This window comes from Neokomagataea anthophila, assembly GCF_018122595.1.
Lineage (GTDB): Bacteria > Pseudomonadota > Alphaproteobacteria > Acetobacterales > Acetobacteraceae > Gluconobacter > Gluconobacter anthophilus.
The window spans coordinates 84,603-104,101 of the sequence record NZ_JAGRQH010000006.1; the positions used below are offsets into that span (position 1 = coordinate 84,603).

Below are 19,499 nucleotides of genomic sequence, written 5' to 3' on the forward strand. Positions count from 1 at the left end.
GCACGTTGAAGGTTACCACCATGTGTATGCGGTTAGAGCAGAAAGGGATTGATCGGCATACGGCTCGTCAGTGTGCAGGGTGCTCTGACGTATGAATGCTCTTTTGACAAATTTGCGCCAATTAGGGTTGCCGCGTCTTGCCGCGTTGGGTGGTGTGGGAGTGGCGCTAATGGTGCTTTTGGGTGTTCTGGTTATGCATGGCGGGACATCTGCGGATGGTCTGTTGTACCGAGATTTGGACCCGCGCGAGGCAGGTGAAATCGTAGAGCAACTCTCCAAAGCGCATATTACCTACCGTCTGGAAGATCAGGGTGGTGCTATTTTCGTTCCACAGGAACAGGTGGCCTCTGCTCGGTTATTACTGGCGCGGAGTGGGCTGCCGTCTGGTGGGTCTGTCGGGTACGAAATTTTCGATAAAGGTAATAATTTTACAGCAACCCAGTTTGAGCAGACGATTAATGAGACCCGCGCTCTGGAAGGGGAGTTGGAGCGTTCCATCCGGTTGATTCATGGTGTGCATGGTGCCCGCGTGCATTTGGTTTTGCGGCATCGTGAGATGTTTTCCACCGATGAGCAGGGTGCGCAGGCGAGTATTCTCTTGTCGATGGACGGTGCACGACGCCTCGATGATGAGAGTGTGAATGCCGTGGTTAATCTGGTCTCGTCTGCGGTTCCCGGTTTGGAAACACGGAATATTTCCCTGATCGATAATCGTGGGCATGTTTTGTTGAAGCAAGGCGTGGGGAGTGCTCAGGGCGGCGATACGCCAGAAGCACAAAAACAGGCATTAGAACAGCGTGTGTCTCGCGCTGTAGAAGATATGCTTGGGGCGTCATTAGGTATGGGGCATGTGCGCGCTGAAACGACGGTTCAGATGAATAGTGATCGTGTGCATGAAACCCAAGAGAGCTATGACCCTGATGAACAAGTGCTGCGTTCACAGCAAACGCGTAGTGAAAAGAATAGCAATAATCAGGGTGCATCGAATACGAGTGTTGGGAATAATTTGCCGAACGCGGGCTCTACCCAGTCAGAGACGGGTACGCAAAGCACGCGCCAAGAGCAGACCAATAATTATGAGATTGGTCATAAGGTAAGAACTTTAGTGCAAGATGAACCGCGTTTAGCACGGTTAAGTGTGGCGGTTATGGTTGATGGCGTAACGGCTAAAGATAGTAAAGGGCAGGTAACATGGACGCCCCGCTCTACAGAAGAATTGAACCGTCTGACGGCTCTTACGAAAAGCGCTATTGGCTTTGATGAGGCACGTGGTGATGTGGTGACGGTTATGTCGATGCAATTTGCCAATATCGAGGTGGCTTCGGCGCCGGAAAATACGGGCGTTATGGCGCGTTTTATGGGGCATGCAGGCATGATGGAACTGGCACGGTTTGGTATTTTTGCGGTGTGCTTAGTGTTGGTTCTGTTCTTTGTGGTGCGACCACTCTTACGCCCGGTGCAGAAGGAGCAGTTGGCCGCTACGGCTTTAGAAAGTCGTTCTGAAACGGCATTGGGGTTGCCTGTTTCGGAGGGAGCGCAAGCTGCTTTGCCAGCTACGGTACCCCAGCAGCGTGAGGAAGAAATGGTGGCGATGGATGGTGTCACGGGGCAGATCAAGGCCTCTTCCATTCAGCGGGTCAGTGAATTGGTAGAAAGCAACCCGACAGAAAGCATTGCTTTGATGCGCAATTGGTTGCTGCCACAGCATGAGAAGGCTTGAAGAGCATGGCTGTTGAACGCACGTTGAGTGGACCACAAAAAGCCGCTGTATTGATGATGACACTTGGTGAAGAAAAATGTGCTCGTCTCTTTGAACAGATGCATGAAGAAGAAATTCGTGAAGTGTCAGCGGCAATGTCCCAATTGGGTATTGTGTCTGCGGATGCAGTAGAGCGTGTGTGTAGCGAGTTTAGTGAGGGGTTGGGGTCCGCTGAGACGCTTGTCGGGGATTTGGAAACAACTGAACGCTTGCTGAAGAGGGCGCTTCCTGCAGGACGCGCTGTTTCGATTATGGAAGAAATTCGCGGTCCTGCGGGGCGCACTATGTGGGATAAATTAGGGAATATCTCTGAAGTTGTACTGGCAAACTATTTGCGGAATGAATACCCGCAAACAGTGGCTGTAGTGTTGAGCCGTATTCAAGCAGCACATTCAGCCAAAGTTCTAGCGTTATTACCGGAAGATTTTGCGCTGGATGTGATGACGCGGATGTTGAAGTTAGAGAACGTGCAGAAAGGTGTTCTGCAAAGTGTTGAAAAAACACTGCGTTCTGAGTTCGTCGCGAATTTGCCGCGTGGTTCGCATAGAAACAGTCATGAAGTCTTGGCAGATATTTTTAATAATTTTGATAGGCGTCTTGAGGGGCGGTTCATGGGTGCCTTGGAAGATCACAGTCCAGAAGATGCTGAGTGTGTGCGTGGCTTGATGTTCACCTTTGAAGAACTGGTGAATATTCCAACTGATGGTTTGGTTACGCTGTATAATGCTGTGCCACGTGAACATATTCCAGTTGCGTTGAAAGGGGCCAGTGATGGCCTGAAAAATGCATTTTTTAAGACTATGTCCGAGCGGTCTGCTCGTATTTTGCGAGATGAAATAGAGGCACTTGGTCCGATGCGGATTAAGGATGTGGATGCCGCACAAAATGAAGTCATGATCGTTGCAAAAGCTTTGCTTGATCGTGGTGAAATTGAAGTGATGGATCAACATGATGTCGAAAATGAAATGATATAGAGGCAGAGAGAAGATTATGATGCCTTCTGCTCATATATCACTCTTTTCAGAGGATTTTGACCCGCCCGTACCTGTGCCCGATGATGCATGTCATGCTGTATCTGAGGTGGAAGAAACCCCGGTTAAGCATTTTACAGAAGCAGAATATGCTGCGGCACGTCAGGAAGGGTTTGAGGAAGGTGTGCGCTTCGGGAGGGAGCATGCAGCCGCAGAGCATGAGTTGCAGCGCTGTGCTTTTGAACGTTCTGTAAATGCGTGTGTGGCCTCCATTCAGGTGGAGGTTCAGGAGCATATTTCTGCGGCGGTTGAGCAGGCTGCGGTGACTTTGGTTGAAATGACTGCGCGCTTGTTTCCGGCATTGCTTGCAGAGTACGGCAAAGAGGAGTGGCAATTGGTGATGGACAGGCTGCTTCCCCTTTTAAAAAACGTGCCCAATGTTGAGTGTTTAATGCCGGTAGGAGAAGGGGCACTTTTGCAGGCATTATGTGAACGGCAAGGTGTGGAATTTCTCAAATGTACCGAAAGCGATGGGCTCGCGTCGGGAGATTTTAAAGTGTCGTGGCAGGGTGGAGAAGCCGTGCGTGATGCGCAGGGAGTGCTGCACTCTTTGCAGAATGTTTTGAGCAAGTGTTTGAGCAAAAAAGGAGAATAATGTGATGGATACGTTGAATATGCATATGGAAAAGCAAGAAGAAAGTGCAGCGAATGCAGCATCTGAAGCGCCGCGCTTTGCGCATGATTTGGAGGCTATTTATGACGTTCCAGTCACGGTTAGTGCTGTTTTGGGGCGTACGTCTATGCAGGTCAGCCAGCTTTTGCGTTTAGGGCGAGGTGCTGTGGTGGAGCTGGATCGGAAAATTGGGGACCCAATTGATATTATGGTGAACAACCGCTTGATTGCGCGTGGGGAGGTCGTGATGGTTGACGACTCTCGTTTGGGGGTAACGATGACGGAAATTGTTAAATCTGAAAAATCAAAACTGTAAGGTTTTAACCATATATTAAAGCATTGATGGGATTGTCGTTCTGCAGGTGCGGTGGTGCGCGTGTAGAGGAGGCAATTGATGAGTGACCATAGTGTAAAGCCGTCAATGCTTGCGCGTTTGCCATCATTGGGCGTAGCCATGCCCAACCTGCCCGTGCCAGGGTGGATAAAAAAGGGAACACATTTTGTTCCCGGAACGGATGTTGGTTTAGCGCTTGCGGTTGCCGCTCTTTTATCTGTGCTTGTACTGCCGTTACCGACGTTTATTTTGGATGTCGGTTTAGCTTTGTCGGTGACGGCATCTGTTTTGGTGTTAATGGTCGCGTTGTTTTTGCAGCGCCCATTGGATTTTACGTCTTTCCCGACATTACTTTTGCTCACAACATTGTTGCGTTTGTCGTTGGAAGTCGCGACGACCCGCCTCATCCTCAGTCATGGTTATGAAGGCACCTATGCTGCCGGGCATGTTGTCGCGGCTTTTGGTGGTTTCTTGATGGGCGGAGATGTCCTTATCGGGGCTATTTTGTTCACCATTCTTTTGGTGGTGAATTTTATGGTCATTACCAAAGGGTCTGGGCGTATTGCAGAAGTGGCAGCGCGTTTTACGTTGGATGCAATGCCAGGCAAGCAAATGGCTATTGATGCGGAACTGTCATCAGGGGCGATTAGCGATAAAGTAGCCCGGAAAAGGCGCGGTGAATTAGAAGAATTAAGCGGTTTTTATGGTGCCATGGATGGTGCTGCAAAATTCGTACGTGGTGACGCGATAGCGAGTTTGATTATTACGGCGATTAATATTGTCGGTGGTTTGGCGATCGGTGTTGGGCGCCATTCAATGTCTGTGTTGGATGCGACATCAGCGTTCACAACATTGACCATTGGTGATGGTCTTGTGTCTCAAATTCCCGCACTGTTGGTTTCAACGGCCTCTGGTATTGTGGTGACGAAAGGCGGTACAGAAGGCGCTGCAGATGTGACGTTGGTGCGGCAGTTGGGCGGCAACCCTAAGCCTTTGGCGCTGGCGGCTGGTTCTGCTTTGGTGCTGGCACTGATGCCGGGGTTGCCTGCATTGCCGTTTCTTGCGTTGGCTGCTTTGGCTGGAGGAGGAGCATGGTGGCGTTTACGTTCTCCTTTGGCAGAGGTAGAGGATGGTGAAGACGTACCCGTGACGCCAGATGCTGCTCAGAATACTGAAGCACCTATTTCGGAAACATTACGTGTTGATCTGTTGAAATTGGAGTTGGGCTTTAATCTTCTGTCCATAGCGGGTGGAGAAAATGCACGCTTAACTGAACAGATTAAGGTGTTGCGCCGTACGATTGCTGCGGAGATGGGGTTTGTGCTGCCGCCTGTACGAATACAGGATAATTTGCAGCTTGATGCGGATGCTTATTGCGTCAAAATCAAAGAAATTTCTGTCGGGCAAGGAGGTTTGAAAGTTCATCATTTGTTGGCCATGGACCCTAAGGGTGGTGTGCCGGATTTGGTGGGTGAAGATACAAAAGAACCGGCTTTTGGCTTGGCTGCACGTTGGATTGACCAGGGGCAGAGAGAGGCTGCGTTGATACGTGGCTATACAGTGGTTGACCCTGCAAGTGTGATGATCACGCATTTAACGGAGTTGGTGCGTGAGAATATGTCGGAACTCCTCTCTTATACTGAGACGCAGAAGTTACTCGATGAATTGCCGCGTGAGCAGCAAAAGCTGGTCGTAGATTTGGTGCCGTCCCAAGTGTCTGTGAGCGTTATTCAGCGTGTTTTGCAGAGCCTTTTGGCTGAGCGGATTTCTATTCGTGATCTGGCCGGCATTTTGGAGGCCTTGCAAGAAGGGTGTGGCTTGGGGCTGAAAACGGTTCCGGCTTTAACAGCGCACACACGTATGCGCCTTGCCCGGCAGATTAGCGCCGCTGTAGCTGGGCCTCAGGGGTATATTCCTGTGGTGACGTTGAGCCCAGATTGGGAGATTCGTCTTTCCGAAAATATGGCTGGCCCTGCGGATGACCGCCAATTGGCTTTGCCCCCGACTGCTCTTAACGAACTGGTCATGAAGTTGCGTCAAGCTCTGGAAACGGCCTTAGGGCAAGGGGAGAACCCAGTTTTGCTTGTAGCGGGTGGTTTCCGGCGGCCGTTGCGGATGGTGATTGAGCGGATACGGCCAGCCACAATGGTTTTGTCCCAATCTGAAATTTCGAGCCGAGCGAAAATTCGCACGGTTGGGGTGGTGTCATGATGTGTGACGGAAAGCAGGAGGCGTTGTGCGCGTAAAACTTATACGAGAAGCATCTATGCCGGCTGCAATGTCCGTTGTGCGACGTGAGTTTGGTGAGGATGCTTTGATCCTAGGCACACGCTCATTGCGGGGTGGTGGAGTTGAGGTGACGGTTGCGCGTGATGATGTGGAGGATGAGCCCGCGCCATTACGCCCCGTTGCGGTAGAGGCTCAGTCATTTGATGCTGAAGATGATGTCTTTACGGGGGTATCACTGCAAAAATGGCATGGGTTTACTATGCCGGGCCTTGAAGAGGCTGAAACCCCTGAGCAGGAAGTGATGATACTTGGTCATCAGGTCCGTATGGGGACTTTGGACTTGGCACGTGGTGCACCGCCTTTGGTGGTTTGTGGTGTGCCGGGTAGTGGTAAGACACTCGCGGTCACACGCTTGGCGACACGTATGGTGCTGGCTGGTCGTGATCCTCTTGTCGTGACGATGGATACAGAGCGCTCTGGTGCTTTTGAGCAGTTATCGGCTTGTATGGATATTTTGGGGGTGGAACTACGTGCCGTCGAGACGCCAGACGCACTAAAGACTCTTCATGCGCGTGAGGGGCAGCGGCGTATGATGCTGGTGGATACGTTTGGCGTATCGCCTTGGGATGCGGCGCTGATGAGCCGGTTGGTGCAGATTAAAAAGGCCGTTCATGCTGATTTGGCAGTCGTACACCCCGCAGGGGGGCATGTGGACGAGACATGTGACACGTTGGCCGCGTTCCAGCGTATAGGGGCTAATAATCTTATTGTTTCGAAAACGGATTGTACGCGCCGAATGGGAGATGTCGTGCAAGCTTCTTTGCAGGGCTTGTCTATGGTGGAAGTGAGTTCCGGGCGGGGGGTCATTGATGGTTTGCGTCCTGTAACGCCTAAAATTTTACGCGATGTTTTATTGGATATGCAAAGGCGTGCGCCGGCCGCCGGGCGAAAGATGAATATGATGAAGCCGAAAAGTCGTGAGAGCCTTATGGTTCAACCCCATACGGGACGAGCAGAGGGGTTACGGGTGGGGCGCTCTGTTGTGCCCAAAAATGCAGAAATTTTGGCGCGGCATATGTTGGCACAGGGGCGAGTGTAATGAGTGAAGCAATGATGCAGCACGCTAAACACGATAAAATTTTATCGCTTATGAGCATGGAAAATGGTGTGCGGCTTTCGGATGGAGAGCGCACACGGGTTATTGCGGTGGCATCCGGTAAGGGAGGGGTGGGTAAGACGTGGATGTCGGTTTCACTCGCGCATGAGTTGGCGCGTGCTGGCCGTCGGGTTTTGATTGTTGATGGTGACTTTAGCTTGGCGAATGTGGATTTGCAGCTTGGTTTGGCGCCACGTTATGATCTGGTGGATCTTCTATCTGGAAAATGCCGCTTGGAAGACGCAATCCAAACGTATGAATCTGGTGCGGTAACGCGGGATAAAAAGACATTGAGGTTTGATGTGTTGCCAGGGCGTTCGGGCTTGTCGGCGGGGGCAGGGCTGGAACGTGGGAGTGCAGATAGGCTGTTGTTATCGCTGCGTTTGTTGCGTCGTTATGATGTGATTGTTTTGGATTTATGCGCGGGCATTGATGCTGTGACGCGTCATTTATCCGCCGTGGCGGACCGATTGGTTGCGGTGACAACGGAAGAGCCTACAGCACTGGCTGATGTCTATGCTGTGATGAAGCTTTATGCGCGGGATCGGCGGGCAGCGGGGGGAAATATCGATGATTGTCAGGTGGTGATTAATCAGGCTGCAAGCCATCGCAGTGGGCGTAAGACGTTTGAAAAACTCTTTATGGCGTGTCGTTCTTTCTTGAAGTGGGAGCCTGAACTGGCCGGGTGTATCCGGAAGGATAGCCGGGTGCCGGGTGCTATTCGGCAGCAGCGGAGTGTGGTGGAAAATTATCGCCTTTCACCTGCATCTGTGGATATTGGTCGTTTGACGGATACGTTGCTGAAAAGTTTAGCCATTGAGCGGGTTTCTGAAAGACGGGATTTACGCACAGGCTGAGCATCGCGTATCAGTAGCGGTACTGAAACCCATAGGGGCATGATGATGCGTATCGCACTGATCCAGATGACGCCGGGCACGGAACGGGCAGAGAATATCGCTCAAGCTCAGCGTTTGGTTGCGGAAGCAGTGACACAAGGGCAGGCTGAACTTGTGGTCCTGCCAGAAGTGTGGAGCTGTTTGGGTGGAGTGCGCGATACAAAATTGGCGGCATCTGAGCCTTTGCCAACTGCCGGAGAGGTCGGTGGTGTGCTGTATGAAGCTCTGCGTGAGATGGCACAACAGCACGGAGTTTGGGTGCATGGTGGTTCTATCGGTGAGCGTGTGGAGCAGGATGGCAATACGCGTCTTGCGAATACGACATTGGTGTTTGCACCAAATGGGCAAGAAGCGGCGCGATACCGAAAAATCCATCTTTTTGATGTCGTGACACCGAATGGTGAGGGGTACCGTGAGAGCGATACTTACGTTGCCGGTGATGAAGTAACGACGGTTGATATTGCGGGTGTCCCTACGGGTTTAGCTATTTGTTACGATATGCGTTTTGCGGAGCTGTTCTTGGCGCTGCGTGCAGCAGATGTAAAAATGGTTCTTCTTCCTGCGGCCTTTACGCAGCAAACGGGCGAAGCGCATTGGGAAGTTCTTCTTCGGGCTCGTGCGATTGAGATGCAGGCGTGGGTTGTCGCGTGCGGCACGACGGGGTGGTACACGGAATCTGATGGGACACAACGCCAGACTTATGGGCATTCGCTTATTGTGAGTCCGTGGGGAGATGTTGTGTTAAAACTAGGCAGTGAACCCGGTTGGGGTGTTGCTGAAGTGGATGTGTCTTTGGTGGAAAAGACCCGCCAGCGGATGCAAGTGCAAGAGAATCGCCGGTTGATTTGATATCGTCATGAAAATTGCTTTTCGGGCGTCTAGCGCTCCCCCCGCACAGGAAGCGCTAGGCCGTTTTGTTGCGCGTTATGGTGATGCCTCTTTGGAGGATGCTGAGGTCGTTGTTTGCCTCGGTGGTGATGGGTTTATGTTGGAAACGCTTCATACGGTGATGGGGCGTGATGTGTCTGTGTACGGCATGAATTACGGCACGGTTGGCTTCCTCATGAATGCACCGCATGAGGATGAACTGATGGAGTGCTTGGACCGCGCACAGCCCTCGGTTTTACACCCTTTGCGCATGACGGCTCGTACGGCTTCTGGTGAAGTGTCAGAAGCTTTGGCGTTTAATGATGTCTTTCTATTCCGGCAGACACGGCAGACATCGCATATTCGTATTGAAGTGGATGGGCGCACACGCTTGGAGGAGTTGGTGTGTGATGGCATCATCGTTGCGACCCCTGCGGGTTCAACGGCGTATAATTTATCCGCGCATGGTCCGATTGTCCCGTTGAGTGCGAATATTTTGCCATTGACCCCGATTTCTGCGTTTCGCCCTCGGCGGTGGCGTGGAGCGCTATTACCGTCGACAGCGGTGGTGCGGTTTACGTTGTTGGATACAGAGAAAAGGCCAACGGCTGCCGTAGCGGATTCAACGGAAATACGTGATGTGGTGGAGGTGACGGTGTGTGAAGATCGTTCCTATCATGCGCGTGTCTTGTTTGATCCGGATCACGGCTTGTCAGAGCGGATTATTGTCGAACAATTTGCAGGGTAAGGGGTCTTTACGAAGGAGTGCTCTGTGCTCGTCTATCTCAGGTGGACAGTTCTGAACCGGAGTGCATGGCCGCTTTGGTTTGGGGCGCGCAGGCTTCAAGCATTGTCCGTGTTGTGATGTGTTGAGGCTATATGAGGTGGGCAGTGCATCACCTTAGTTGAAATTGGTGGTGATGCACGTGCCGTTACCGCTCAAAGAATGGGCGTGAGGAGTGGCTTACCGTCAAAATGGGCCACGAGGTTATCAATCATAAGGTTGCCCATTGCTGTACGTGTTTCCACGGTAGCGGAGGCTTGGTGGGCTTGTAGGACGGTGTTTCGGAGGGACAAGAATGCTGGGTTAATGGTCGGCTCGTTTTGGAATACATCAAGCCCAGCCCCAGCAATGATATTCTTTTGAAGTGCATCAAGCAGGGCGGCTTCATCCACAACAGTGCCGCGTGCAATATTGATCAGGATACCGTTTGATCCCAAGGCTTTGAGCACGTCAGCATTAATCATATTGGCGGAGCGTGGCCCGCCTGATACGGCGAGGATCAAGACATCGGCCCATTGAGCAAGATCGAGCAGGTTGGGCTCAAAGCGTAGCGTGCTTTCTGGGCGGGGGCGTGAATTGAAATAGGCGAGTTCGACCCCAAAGGCAGTTGCACGGTGGGCGATGGCTTGGCCAATATTACCGAAACCTACAATGCCGACTTTGCGCCCTCGAACGGTACGGGCGAGGGGCGGTTGTTGGGTGCTCCATTGGCCGCTGCGTACGAAATCATCATTGTGAACGGTGTTGCGGAGGGTGGATAGCATGAGGCTAAGTGCCATATCCGCGACATCATCGGTCAGTGTGCCCAGTGTGGTGGCAACGCGGATATTTCTGGCCTGTGCTGCGGCGAGATCAATTTGATCCGTACCGACGCCGTTAACAGAAATAATTTCTAGATTTGGCAGAAGATCCATGATGGCCAAAGGCAGGCCAGAGCCTCCGCCTGTGGCGACTCCACGGATTCGAGGAGCGATAGTGGATAACTCTTGCGGAGTCGTAAATTGATGGGTGGTAAAGAGCGTTTTGAGGCGTGTGTCAATGGGGGCAGGGAAGGAATCAATGAGGAGGAGATCAGCGTTCGTGGACATTGTATGTCTCCGTGAGGGGGCAGGCTATTGAATCAGCGGTCTAAAGTGCGGGTGGCGAGCATTTTGCAAGCAAATTCCACCTCTTTCCATACGGTGTCGAAGCCAGAATCGGGTCCGTAATAGGGATCTTCGACGTCATTTCCTTCGCGTCCGGGGTAGTGATCCAGCATGAGAGAGAGTTCGGCAGTCGCGTCATGCGGGCGCATTTTGCGTAGGGCAAAAAGGTGTGATTGGTCGAGTGCTATGATGTGGGTAAATCTGTGGAAATCTTCTGGATGAACAGCGCGCGCTCGGAGTTTTGAGGCATTCAATGCGTGTTTGTGGGCTACGCGTTGTGCGCGTGGATCAGGTGGATCACCGATGTGCCAATGCCCAGTGCCTGCGGAGTCGATATCCAGTGTGAGGCCACGTTTTTCAGCCTCATGGCGCATAGCGACTTCGGCGAGGGGGGAGCGGCAGATGTTACCGGTACAGACAAAGAGAAAGCTGGGCATGGTGTTTTCCAGTGAATGTCTTGGTCAGGATGTCAGCCAGATGAAGAAGGACATTGTTGCGATTGAACTCAGCGTTCCGAAGAACAGAATGGATGCAACCTCACGCTCAAGAACCTGAAAGCGCATGGCCAGAATAACATTGATGGAGGCGCTGGGAATGGCCATCGTCAACACAGTTTCGCGCATTGGCATATGGGGGAGGTGCCACATACGGGCAATGGCGTAGATAAGGCCCGGAATAACGAGGTTTTTTGCAAAGATGACAAGGCCAACCAAAGGGCTGAAGCGGACCTGCCGTGTAAAGAGCACCACGCCAGATGCGAAAAGGGCGGCTCCTCCCGTTGTATGACCTAGCAGCAAAAGCGAACCTTTGAGGAAAGGGGGAAGAGAGAACCCAACACAGACAAGGGTGAGCGCCAGCATAGGTACCCAGACCACGGGTTCGCGGAAGGCATGTTTGAGTTGGGCGATGAGTGGGCTTTTTGTACTGGCTGCTGTTGTAGGTTTGGTATTTTGCAGCAGAATGAAAGAAAGCGGCATTTGTACGAGGTTCATGGCCAGTGCTCCGACGGAAATGGGGACGGCGCTGGCGGGGCCAAATAACTGCCCTAATACAGGGATGCCGATGAATGGGACGGATGGCCCAGTTGTAGCCATGGCGATCATCGCGGCTTCGCGGCGTGGAAAGCGGAAAATACCGTGTAAGACGCCAAAGATCAGCCCATACCCGCCAATCATGGCGAAGCAGATCAACACGGCGATAGGGCCTGCGGTCATCACTTCAGCGCGTGGCGTGCTGAGGATGGAGGCGAGGAGCTCAATCGGTAGAGCATAGAGCATGACCAAGCGCGTTAGAACGCTGGCTTGTACGGCATCAAAATCACGTCTGTAAGCAGCGTAATAGCCGAGGGCGAGTGTGACGAGGATAGGCAGAATGGACTGCACAATGGTTATGAAGAGAGAGGACGCGCTCGGCATCGGGCAAATCACCATTTTTCAATAGAGAATGCCGTATATGGCCCGATTGAAAGGGAGGGCATCGGCATTATGATAGGAATGATCTTCCTTATCATTCTTCTGCGCTTCGTCTATCCCTAAGAGTGAGAGCGCGGTTTTTGTATCTTGTGCGTGATGGTGCGCGTTGTGATGCTGTGCTGGAAAAGAAGGACACCAAAATGCACGCATTATTGAATGCTGTTTGTACCGTTTTGTTGGTTGCGGCGGGGTTGGTTACGGCTGTTATTGCTGTTGTGGAAGCGGCATGTCGCGGCGCGCTCGTTCATTTTGGTGTAGCGCCAGAATTACAGACACTTGTGCTTTTAGGGCTGTTCTTCTTTTTGCTTTACGGTGTCTTACGTCTTTTCGGGCGCATACTGGCATTTTTGCTGATCGTGGCTCTTGTGCTGTATATTTTGCAGGATTTCTCTTTGCTGCCAGCGGTGCATCACGCGGCAATGGTCACGCAGGGCCATTTGGAAAGGCTGTAAGGCCCTATCAGGTGTAAGTCACGGCGATTGCGCGGAGAGTGGCGCGGCTTTTCGGTTCGCGCCCATGTCACTGTAGCCTCTAAAATCGGTGGTGTTCTTCCCCATTGAATAGCGGGTCGTTCTGCGCCACATCTTTACATTATGAGCACAGCGCACAGCACAACCACTCCGCCCACGCCTCGGCGTGATCCGCACAGCATTACTCAATTAGGGCGCACGCGCGTTGATGAGTTTGCTTGGATGAAGGATGAAAACTGGCAACAGGTTCTGCGGGACCCGAAAGTCCTGCGGGAGGATATTGCCACGCATCTGCGGGCTGAAAATGCTTATGCAGAAGCGGTTTTGAAGGATACGGAAAGCCTTCAAAAGACCCTTTTGGACGAAATGATAGGGCGTATCCCACCCGATGAATCATCGGTACCCACGCCGGATGGTGTGTGGGAGTATTACACCCGTTTTGAAAAAGATGCGCAGCATCCTTTGCGTGTTCGTAGGCCACGGGGTGGTGGAGCGGAAGAAACCCTGCTGGACGTTGAAGCGCGTGCGAAGGATTTCCCCTATTACGCGCTGGCGGCTGCGGTGCATTCTCCAAATCATCGCTATTATGTCTTTGCTGAAGATGTGCAGGGATCTGAGGTGTATCGGATTCAGGTGCGTGATTTAGCGACGGGTGAGTTGTGTGCGCCGCCGGTTGAGAGCACGACGGGGAGCTTCACGCTTTCACCGGATAGTCAGTGGCTGTTTTGGATTTTCCGTGATGATCATGGGCGTCCGTCGCGTATCTATCGCCGTCCGTTATTGGGTGGTGAGGATGTTTTGGTGTTTGAAGAAACCGATTCAGGTTTCTTCCTTAGTATCGGGACGAGTGCTTCACGTAAGTGGATCGTGATTGAGCGTGGTGATCATGACACGAATGAAACGCTATTGATCCCGGCGGAGCATCCAGAGCGTGCGCCTGTTGTGGCTGCGCCTTTGGTGCGTGGGGAGCGTTATACGCTCACGCATTGGAATGATCATTTCGTGGTGCTGACCAACCGCGATGGTGCGGTTGATTTCCAACTGATGATCACGCCGGATACCGCGACTGACCGCCCGAATTGGCAAAGCTTCGTGCCCTATAAGGTCGGGCATTATGTGCTTGAGGCCACGGCGTCACAGGGGTATTTGGCTTGGGCCGAACGGTGTGATGGCAACATCAATCTCTATGTCGTGCCGCAAGGCGTGGCAGGTGATGTCCGCGCAGAAGCAACATCTATCCGTATGGATGAACCCGCTTATGATCTGACGCTGCTGGGTTTCCCGGAATACACACACTCCGTGCTGCGCTATGTGTACCAATCACCCACGCGCCCGGCTCACTGGTATGATTATGATGTCAAAACGGGCGAGCGTATTTTGCAGAAGGTGAGAGATGTGCCGTCAGGGCATGATCCGGAGCATTACGAAACACGTCGTCTCTTCGCTACTGCCTCGGACGGGGAGCAGGTGCCTGTAACGGTATTGATGAAGCGTGGGCAGGTTCTAGATGGTTCTGCTCCATTGCTGCTTTACGGGTACGGTTCTTACGGTATCTCGATGGATGCAACGTTCTCCGTATCGGCCTTTAGTTTGGTGGATCGTGGTTGGGTCTATGCGATCGCGCATATTCGCGGTGGTGCGGAAAAGGGCTGGAGTTGGTTCCTCGACGGTCGTGCTGAGAAAAAGACCAATACGTTCACAGATTTTATTGCCTCTGCTGAGCATTTGGTTGCGCAAGGTTATGGGCAGGCCGGGCGTATTGTGGCGCATGGTGGTTCAGCCGGTGGGCTGTTGATGGGTGCTGTGGCCAATATGGCGCCGGAGTTGTTTGCAGGCGTTGCGGCTCAGGTGCCGTTTGTCGATATGCTGAATACGATGTCGGATGTGTCCTTGCCGTTGACGCCGCCGGAGTGGCCGGAATGGGGAAATCCGTTGGAAGATGAGGCGGCATATGACCGCATCGCCAGTTATTCGCCTTATGACAACATCACCGCGAAGCCTTACCCAGCTATTCTCGCCATGGGCGGCTTGTCTGACCCGCGTGTGACCTATTGGGAGCCAGCGAAATGGATTGCGCGTTTGCGTGATGTGGCTTTCGGCGGTCCGTTCTTGTGTCGTATTAATATGGACGCTGGGCATGGCGGCTCTTCAGGGCGTTATAAACGCTTAGAGGAAGTGGCGCTGGTGCAGGCTTTTGCCATTTGGGCTGTGGAGCGATCGGCCGCTTAATTGGGTATGGATTGTGAAAACCCACTCTCTGCATTTTGTCAGAGAGTGGGTTTTTTTATGCCTAATTTATTGAGCAATAGGTGAGCAAATTGAGCTCACGGGTTGGTCATTCATGACGGCTTGTGTGAAGGCTGCGGAATCCGCCAAAGATGCATTGACGCTCTGTGAGTGGTTTAGCCCACGATAGAGGTGTGCTTGTACTGTCGTACCCGCCGCGCAGGCCGCTTTGACGAGGCCAAGCTGAGCTTGGGTCGGGACGTCTTGATCGGCGCTGCCTGTGCCGACAAAGAGCGGCTGCTTGAGGTGCAATGTTGGGTATGACAGCGATACAAAAGCGGGAGCTAATGCTTGCGGCAGTGTGGGTTGGAACGCGCTTTGGCGTGTTAGCCCTTCTTTTGCGACTTCGTCTTCTAGTCCTGTGAGGCAGGTTTCTGAGGCGGCGTGATAAGCATTCATGGCAGCTGGGGTGAACGCTGCTTCCGGGTGGAAGTTAGGGCTAAGGCCGCCCAGAGAGGCGCCAATCAACAAGATATAAGAGACGAGAGGGTCTTGTCCCGGTGCTGGTGTGGGCGCGCCTTGTGGGGCGGGCTGTACCAGCGCCATGGCCATTTGTGGGGTGATGAACGGAATACCCGTTGTCACGGTGCCGCGGATGTTCAGATCAGGGCTGTAAGCCGGCGCAAAAGCGGCGGAAGCAAAGGCTGCACCTGCGCCTTGAGAATGCCCAACGATTAGAATTTTGTTTTGAAGGTTCTTAAGGCCGGAGAGAGAGGCACGGACGGCGTCAAGAACACTATACGCTTCTGCGCGTGTGTTCAGATAGGGGTGCATACCCGGGCCACCAAGGCCCTGATAATCGGTGGCGACAATGGCAAAGCCGCGGTTCAGCCATGCTGTGAGATATGTGGTGTCGCGTTTGCTATGCGCATTGAGAGATGGCGCACAGGAATCGTTGAGGCCAACGGTCCCATGTGCCCATGCAACGATAGGCCAACCACCCTTTGGTGCAGGGCCATTTGGGAAAATGACTTCGCCTGTAACGGGTACGGTGCCGTGACCGGTAACGCCGTTGGTAGCAGTATAGGTGATGCGGAATGCAGAACCAGCTTCAGGCAGGCTCAGCGGGGCAGCCAGCGTGCTGCTGGAGAGCAATGTACCGGCTTTAGGAGCGCTAGTGACATGTGCACCATGGGTAGGTTTTGTTTGGCTTGCGTGGGAGAGGGGGGCTGCCAAAAGAGCAACGCTGGCTAAAAGGCCCAAAGAAAGATGACGCATACATAATGCTCCTACCGGGGCGGAGCCATTATGCTCCGCCACATCAAAAGTTTGGGCATCATGTTGTGCGTGACGCTGCGCGTAAACTAGCGCCATGCAACGTCATGATATTGTCATATGGCGCAGAACTCAGGGGGTTGAGAAATCATGCGGTAGCGCGTGGCAGGCTGCTGCGAGTTGAGGGTGTTTTGGATCAGGGGTGCGACAAATGGTTTGGGCATCCGTACCGCAGATTGTTGTGACATCTTCCATAGCGGAGGAAGCAACGTCACGTGCAACGCCAATATCCTGGTTGCGGTCGTTCGATTCTTCCTTGCTGAGCTGTTCGTCAGCGTCATGCATGGTCTTAAGTGCACTATAGCACGAGTCGCTCACTTCATCTTGGCGGATTTGCAGGACCTGTAAGATTTTATTTACGACGACCCCTTGCATATTAATGGACGGATCATCGTCGTTTGTGGGGGCGCTATTTCCCGCAGCATGGGCAGAAAACGGCAGAATAAGGGAGGCGGTCAGCAGAAGTGCCGCTTTGGCGGAGCGCGTCATCATCTGTGTATGATCGTTATAAATGCTGGGAAGAGCAAGAGGGGGGCGGCACTCTGTTGCATCTCGTCACAGAGAAGAGGATTTAGGGGGATATATACGTTTTTCAGGGTGTTTATGCGGGTAATACTTGACTCTCGTGAGACGCATCGGTAAGCGAAGCCATTCTTTTTACGGGCGTATCGTCCCGTTCCGCACGACCCTTAGGGGTTTCACCGTCGAGAGCCTGGAAGTACCATGAAGATCCGTAACAGCCTGAAGTCCGCCAAGGTCCGCGATAAGGACTGCCGTGTTGTCCGCCGTCGTGGCCGCGTGTACGTCATCAACAAGAAGAACCCGCGCATGAAGGCTCGTCAGGGCTAATTACGGCTGGGCCGTCTTTCATGATGAATCGGCTTATGACGAAACGGCGCGGGCTTTCAGCTTGCGCCGTTTTGCTATGTGGGGTGGGGGCTTCCATAGCTGCTCCTGCGCATCAGGGTACTCCGTCCTTAGGGCATACGGATGCCGCAGCGGCTGTATCGGCACATGCAGATGTTAAGGCTGCTCACCACAAGCCGTTGACGAGTGTTGAGCGTCTGCGCTTGCTTGAAGAGCGTATAGCCAAGGCGAGCGTTGAAGAGGCTCCTCCCTTGCGGGAAGAGGCTGAGGCCCTGCGTATGAGGGGGCTCAAAGGCGGTACGCGCCTTTTAATATTTGAAGCTCAAGCTGCAGCAGATAAACATCAGTTTCAGGCCGCTGAAGAGAGTGACACAGCGGCTTTAGCGTTGCAGGGCGATCAACCAATGGTGCGTAGGGCACGAGCTGCGATTCGTGCTGGTGCCGGGGATTTTGATGGTGCTGTTGAAGACCTGTCGGCCTGTTTGGCTGTAGATCCGGGGGATACAAAAGCGCTGTATGTTCTGGCGAACCTAGAGCTGGAGCGGCATCAGCCGCAAATTGCAAGTGATGTGCTAAAACTTCTGAAGCAGCGTGACCCATCTTTTCCTGGTGTGGTACCCCCGCTTCCCACCATGGAGCGATTTCAAAAACAAGTGGAACTGCAGTTGGATGGCCAACCGGACTAAGGCTCAGATCTTTGAGCCCCTTGTGTTCGCCTTATTATGCCCCAATCTGTTCGTATAGTTTTGAGATTGAACAGGAGTGTGGCGTATGAATGCGAAGACAAAAGGGGCTGCTTGTTCTGCAGTCGATAAAACAGGTAAGTCATGCTGTAAGCGTCTAGGTGGTGTATTACGCTGTGCTGGCCGCGGGCGTGAAGTGGCGATGACGGGCCTGACGTTCATGGCGTCTTTCGGCCCGAAGCGGTTTCGGCCGCATTGCCAGCAGGCTCTAGCGGTGATTTCCGTTGCTATTACGGCGGTAGAGTTTTTTAAGAACCGTCGACAAGGTTAAGAAAAAGGCGTGGTCCAGAGATGGGCCACGCCTTTTTGATGTTTTATGCGCTTTTAGGTATTGCCAGATACGCCAAGGCGCAGCGGCTTCTATGTGGCCATGATGTACTGGCCACATAGAAAAGCTAAGCGTTGTTTTTAGCGGCCGTCAAAGAAATCCCGGACTTTTGCAAAGAAGCCTGAGCTTTCTGGGCTGGCTTTGGTGTGGTCACCACCGGCTTCTTGTTCAAACTCTTCCAGAAGCTCTTTTTGACGCTTACTGAGGTGCTGCGGTGTTTCAACGGATACTTGGATATACATATCCCCGCGTGCCGTAGAGCGCAGTACTGAGAAGCCCTTGCCGCGGAGGCGGAAGGTTTCGCCCGTTTGCGTGCCTGCTGGGATACGTACACGTGAGCGTGTGCCATCGATGACAGGGACTTCAATTTCTGTACCCAATGCCGCTTGGGTCATCCGCAGGGGGACGCGGCAATAGATGTTCGCGCCTTCACGTTGGAAAATCTGGTGCGAGGCTACGCTGATATGGATGTACAGGTCACCTGGCGCAACACCTTCGCCACCGGCCTCACCTTCACCAGACATGCGCATGCGCGTGCCATCTTCTACACCGGCAGGGATATCCACTTGCAGGGTTTTGGTCTTGGCTTGGGTGCCGCTGCCATGGCAGGTCTTGCAAGGATTACGCACGGTACGGCCTGAGCCGTTACAGGTTGGGCAAGGGCGCTCAACTAAGAAGAAGCCCTGCTGTGCTCGCACTTTCCCTGCACCGTGACAGGTGCCACAGGTTTGGCTTCCGCCGCTCGCATCTGCCGAGCCAGAACCGTTACAGCTCTCACATGAGACGCGGGTTTGGACGTCAATAGACTTTTTAACGCCGCTATAGGCTTCCGTCAGGGTGAGTTCGACCTCAACCTGTACGTCAGCGCCGGTACGACGTCCGCCACCACCGCGGCGACCGCCCATCATGTCACCGAACATCTGGTCGAAAATATCGCCCAGACCGCCTGCGCCAGCACCAAAGCCGCCGAACCCGGCACCGCCACCACCGCCCATGCCGCCTTCAAACGCAGCATGACCGTATTGGTCATAGGCGGCGCGCTTTTGCGGGTCTTTAAGGACGTCGTAGGCTTCGTTGATTTCTTTGAATTTTTGCTCTGCCGTTTCGTCGCCCGGATTGCGGTCTGGGTGAAACTGCATTGCTTTTTTGCGGTAGGCTTTTTTCAAGTCCGCATCGGATGCACCGCGTGCGGCGCCTAGAACTTCGTAATAATCGGCTTGGGTGGCCATGGGGTCGGTTCCTGG

At 53.1% G+C, this 19,499-nt stretch carries 20 protein-coding genes; 14 read left to right on the forward strand and 6 right to left on the reverse strand.

The window, feature by feature from the left end; genetic code table 11:
• Positions 1-91 precede the first annotated feature (91 nt).
• The 9 genes from fliF (at position 92) to KB213_RS09280 (ending at position 9,633) form a co-directional block, all read left to right on the forward strand.
• Entirely contained in the window at positions 92-1,720 is a 1,629-nt protein-coding gene (gene fliF / locus KB213_RS09240) for a flagellar basal-body MS-ring/collar protein FliF (protein ID WP_211682437.1), read from the forward strand.
• Positions 1,721-1,725: 5 nt separating this feature from the next.
• Positions 1,726-2,733, forward strand: a complete 1,008-nt coding sequence (locus KB213_RS09245; RefSeq protein ID WP_211682439.1) for a flagellar motor switch protein FliG — start codon at positions 1,726-1,728, stop codon at positions 2,731-2,733.
• Positions 2,734-2,749: 16 nt separating this feature from the next.
• Positions 2,750-3,385: a FliH/SctL family protein gene (locus KB213_RS09250; protein WP_211682441.1), complete on the forward strand. Its 636-nt coding sequence runs from the start codon at positions 2,750-2,752 to the stop codon at positions 3,383-3,385.
• A 25-nt stretch (positions 3,386-3,410) separates the two neighbouring features.
• Positions 3,411-3,719, forward strand: coding sequence for a flagellar motor switch protein FliN (fliN, locus tag KB213_RS09255; protein ID WP_249110450.1), 309 nt, complete (start codon positions 3,411-3,413; stop codon positions 3,717-3,719).
• A gap of 138 nt (positions 3,720-3,857) precedes the next feature.
• Entirely contained in the window at positions 3,858-5,948 is a 2,091-nt protein-coding gene (gene flhA / locus KB213_RS09260; RefSeq protein WP_249110451.1) for a flagellar biosynthesis protein FlhA, read from the forward strand.
• 25 nt (positions 5,949-5,973) lie between these two features.
• Entirely contained in the window at positions 5,974-7,065 is a 1,092-nt protein-coding gene (locus tag KB213_RS12855; protein ID WP_211682447.1) for a flagellar biosynthesis protein FlhF, read from the forward strand.
• Positions 7,065-7,979, forward strand: a complete 915-nt coding sequence (locus tag KB213_RS09270; protein WP_211682449.1) for an AAA family ATPase — start codon at positions 7,065-7,067, stop codon at positions 7,977-7,979. Before KB213_RS12855 ends, KB213_RS09270 begins: the two co-directional genes overlap by 1 nt.
• Positions 7,980-8,024: 45 nt before the next feature.
• Positions 8,025-8,867 (forward strand): carbon-nitrogen hydrolase family protein, encoded by an 843-nt coding sequence (locus KB213_RS09275; RefSeq protein ID WP_211682494.1) that lies wholly within the window; start codon positions 8,025-8,027, stop codon positions 8,865-8,867.
• A 7-nt stretch (positions 8,868-8,874) separates the two neighbouring features.
• Positions 8,875-9,633, forward strand: a complete 759-nt coding sequence (locus KB213_RS09280) for an NAD kinase (protein WP_211682451.1) — start codon at positions 8,875-8,877, stop codon at positions 9,631-9,633.
• Between the two features lie 191 nt (positions 9,634-9,824).
• Here the strand turns inward: KB213_RS09280 and KB213_RS09285 are convergent, their stop codons facing one another.
• Genes KB213_RS09285 through KB213_RS09295 form a run of 3 tightly spaced genes read right to left on the reverse strand, consistent with a single transcriptional unit; the run spans position 9,825 to position 12,229 of the window.
• Entirely contained in the window at positions 9,825-10,757 is a 933-nt protein-coding gene (locus KB213_RS09285; protein WP_211682453.1) for a 2-hydroxyacid dehydrogenase, read from the reverse strand.
• A gap of 32 nt (positions 10,758-10,789) precedes the next feature.
• Positions 10,790-11,251, reverse strand: coding sequence for a low molecular weight protein-tyrosine-phosphatase (locus tag KB213_RS09290; RefSeq protein ID WP_211682455.1), 462 nt, complete (start codon positions 11,249-11,251; stop codon positions 10,790-10,792).
• 24 nt (positions 11,252-11,275) lie between these two features.
• Positions 11,276-12,229: an AEC family transporter gene (locus KB213_RS09295; RefSeq protein WP_068172895.1), complete on the reverse strand. Its 954-nt coding sequence runs from the start codon at positions 12,227-12,229 to the stop codon at positions 11,276-11,278.
• A 137-nt stretch (positions 12,230-12,366) separates the two neighbouring features.
• On the opposite strand from KB213_RS09295, the gene KB213_RS09300 reads away from it, so the two are divergent.
• Together KB213_RS09300 and KB213_RS09305 are read left to right on the forward strand one after the other, a co-directional pair.
• Complete coding sequence (locus KB213_RS09300; protein WP_211682457.1) at positions 12,367-12,738, forward strand: hypothetical protein; 372 nt, start codon at positions 12,367-12,369, stop codon at positions 12,736-12,738.
• Positions 12,739-12,879: 141 nt separating this feature from the next.
• Entirely contained in the window at positions 12,880-14,985 is a 2,106-nt protein-coding gene (locus tag KB213_RS09305) for a S9 family peptidase (protein WP_211682459.1), read from the forward strand.
• 66 nt (positions 14,986-15,051) lie between these two features.
• Here the strand turns inward: KB213_RS09305 and KB213_RS09310 are convergent, their stop codons facing one another.
• Together KB213_RS09310 and KB213_RS09315 are read right to left on the reverse strand one after the other, a co-directional pair.
• Positions 15,052-16,260 (reverse strand): lipase family protein, encoded by a 1,209-nt coding sequence (locus KB213_RS09310; protein WP_211682496.1) that lies wholly within the window; start codon positions 16,258-16,260, stop codon positions 15,052-15,054.
• A 129-nt stretch (positions 16,261-16,389) separates the two neighbouring features.
• The gene (locus tag KB213_RS09315; protein ID WP_211682460.1) at positions 16,390-16,809 is read right to left on the reverse strand and encodes a hypothetical protein; all 420 of its coding nucleotides are present in this window, start codon (positions 16,807-16,809) and stop codon (positions 16,390-16,392) included.
• 231 nt (positions 16,810-17,040) lie between these two features.
• Between KB213_RS09315 and ykgO the strand changes: the two genes are divergently transcribed.
• From ykgO to KB213_RS09330, 3 genes are all read left to right on the forward strand, one after another.
• Complete coding sequence (gene ykgO, locus KB213_RS09320) at positions 17,041-17,166, forward strand: type B 50S ribosomal protein L36 (RefSeq protein ID WP_003625637.1); 126 nt, start codon at positions 17,041-17,043, stop codon at positions 17,164-17,166.
• 35 nt (positions 17,167-17,201) lie between these two features.
• Positions 17,202-17,870 (forward strand): tetratricopeptide repeat protein, encoded by a 669-nt coding sequence (locus KB213_RS09325; protein ID WP_211682462.1) that lies wholly within the window; start codon positions 17,202-17,204, stop codon positions 17,868-17,870.
• A gap of 85 nt (positions 17,871-17,955) precedes the next feature.
• Positions 17,956-18,198, forward strand: coding sequence for a hypothetical protein (locus KB213_RS09330; RefSeq protein WP_068173429.1), 243 nt, complete (start codon positions 17,956-17,958; stop codon positions 18,196-18,198).
• Between the two features lie 137 nt (positions 18,199-18,335).
• On the opposite strand, the gene dnaJ is transcribed toward KB213_RS09330, so the two are convergent.
• Entirely contained in the window at positions 18,336-19,484 is a 1,149-nt protein-coding gene (gene dnaJ, locus KB213_RS09335; protein WP_211682464.1) for a molecular chaperone DnaJ, read from the reverse strand.
• Between the last annotated feature and the right edge of the window lie 15 nt (positions 19,485-19,499).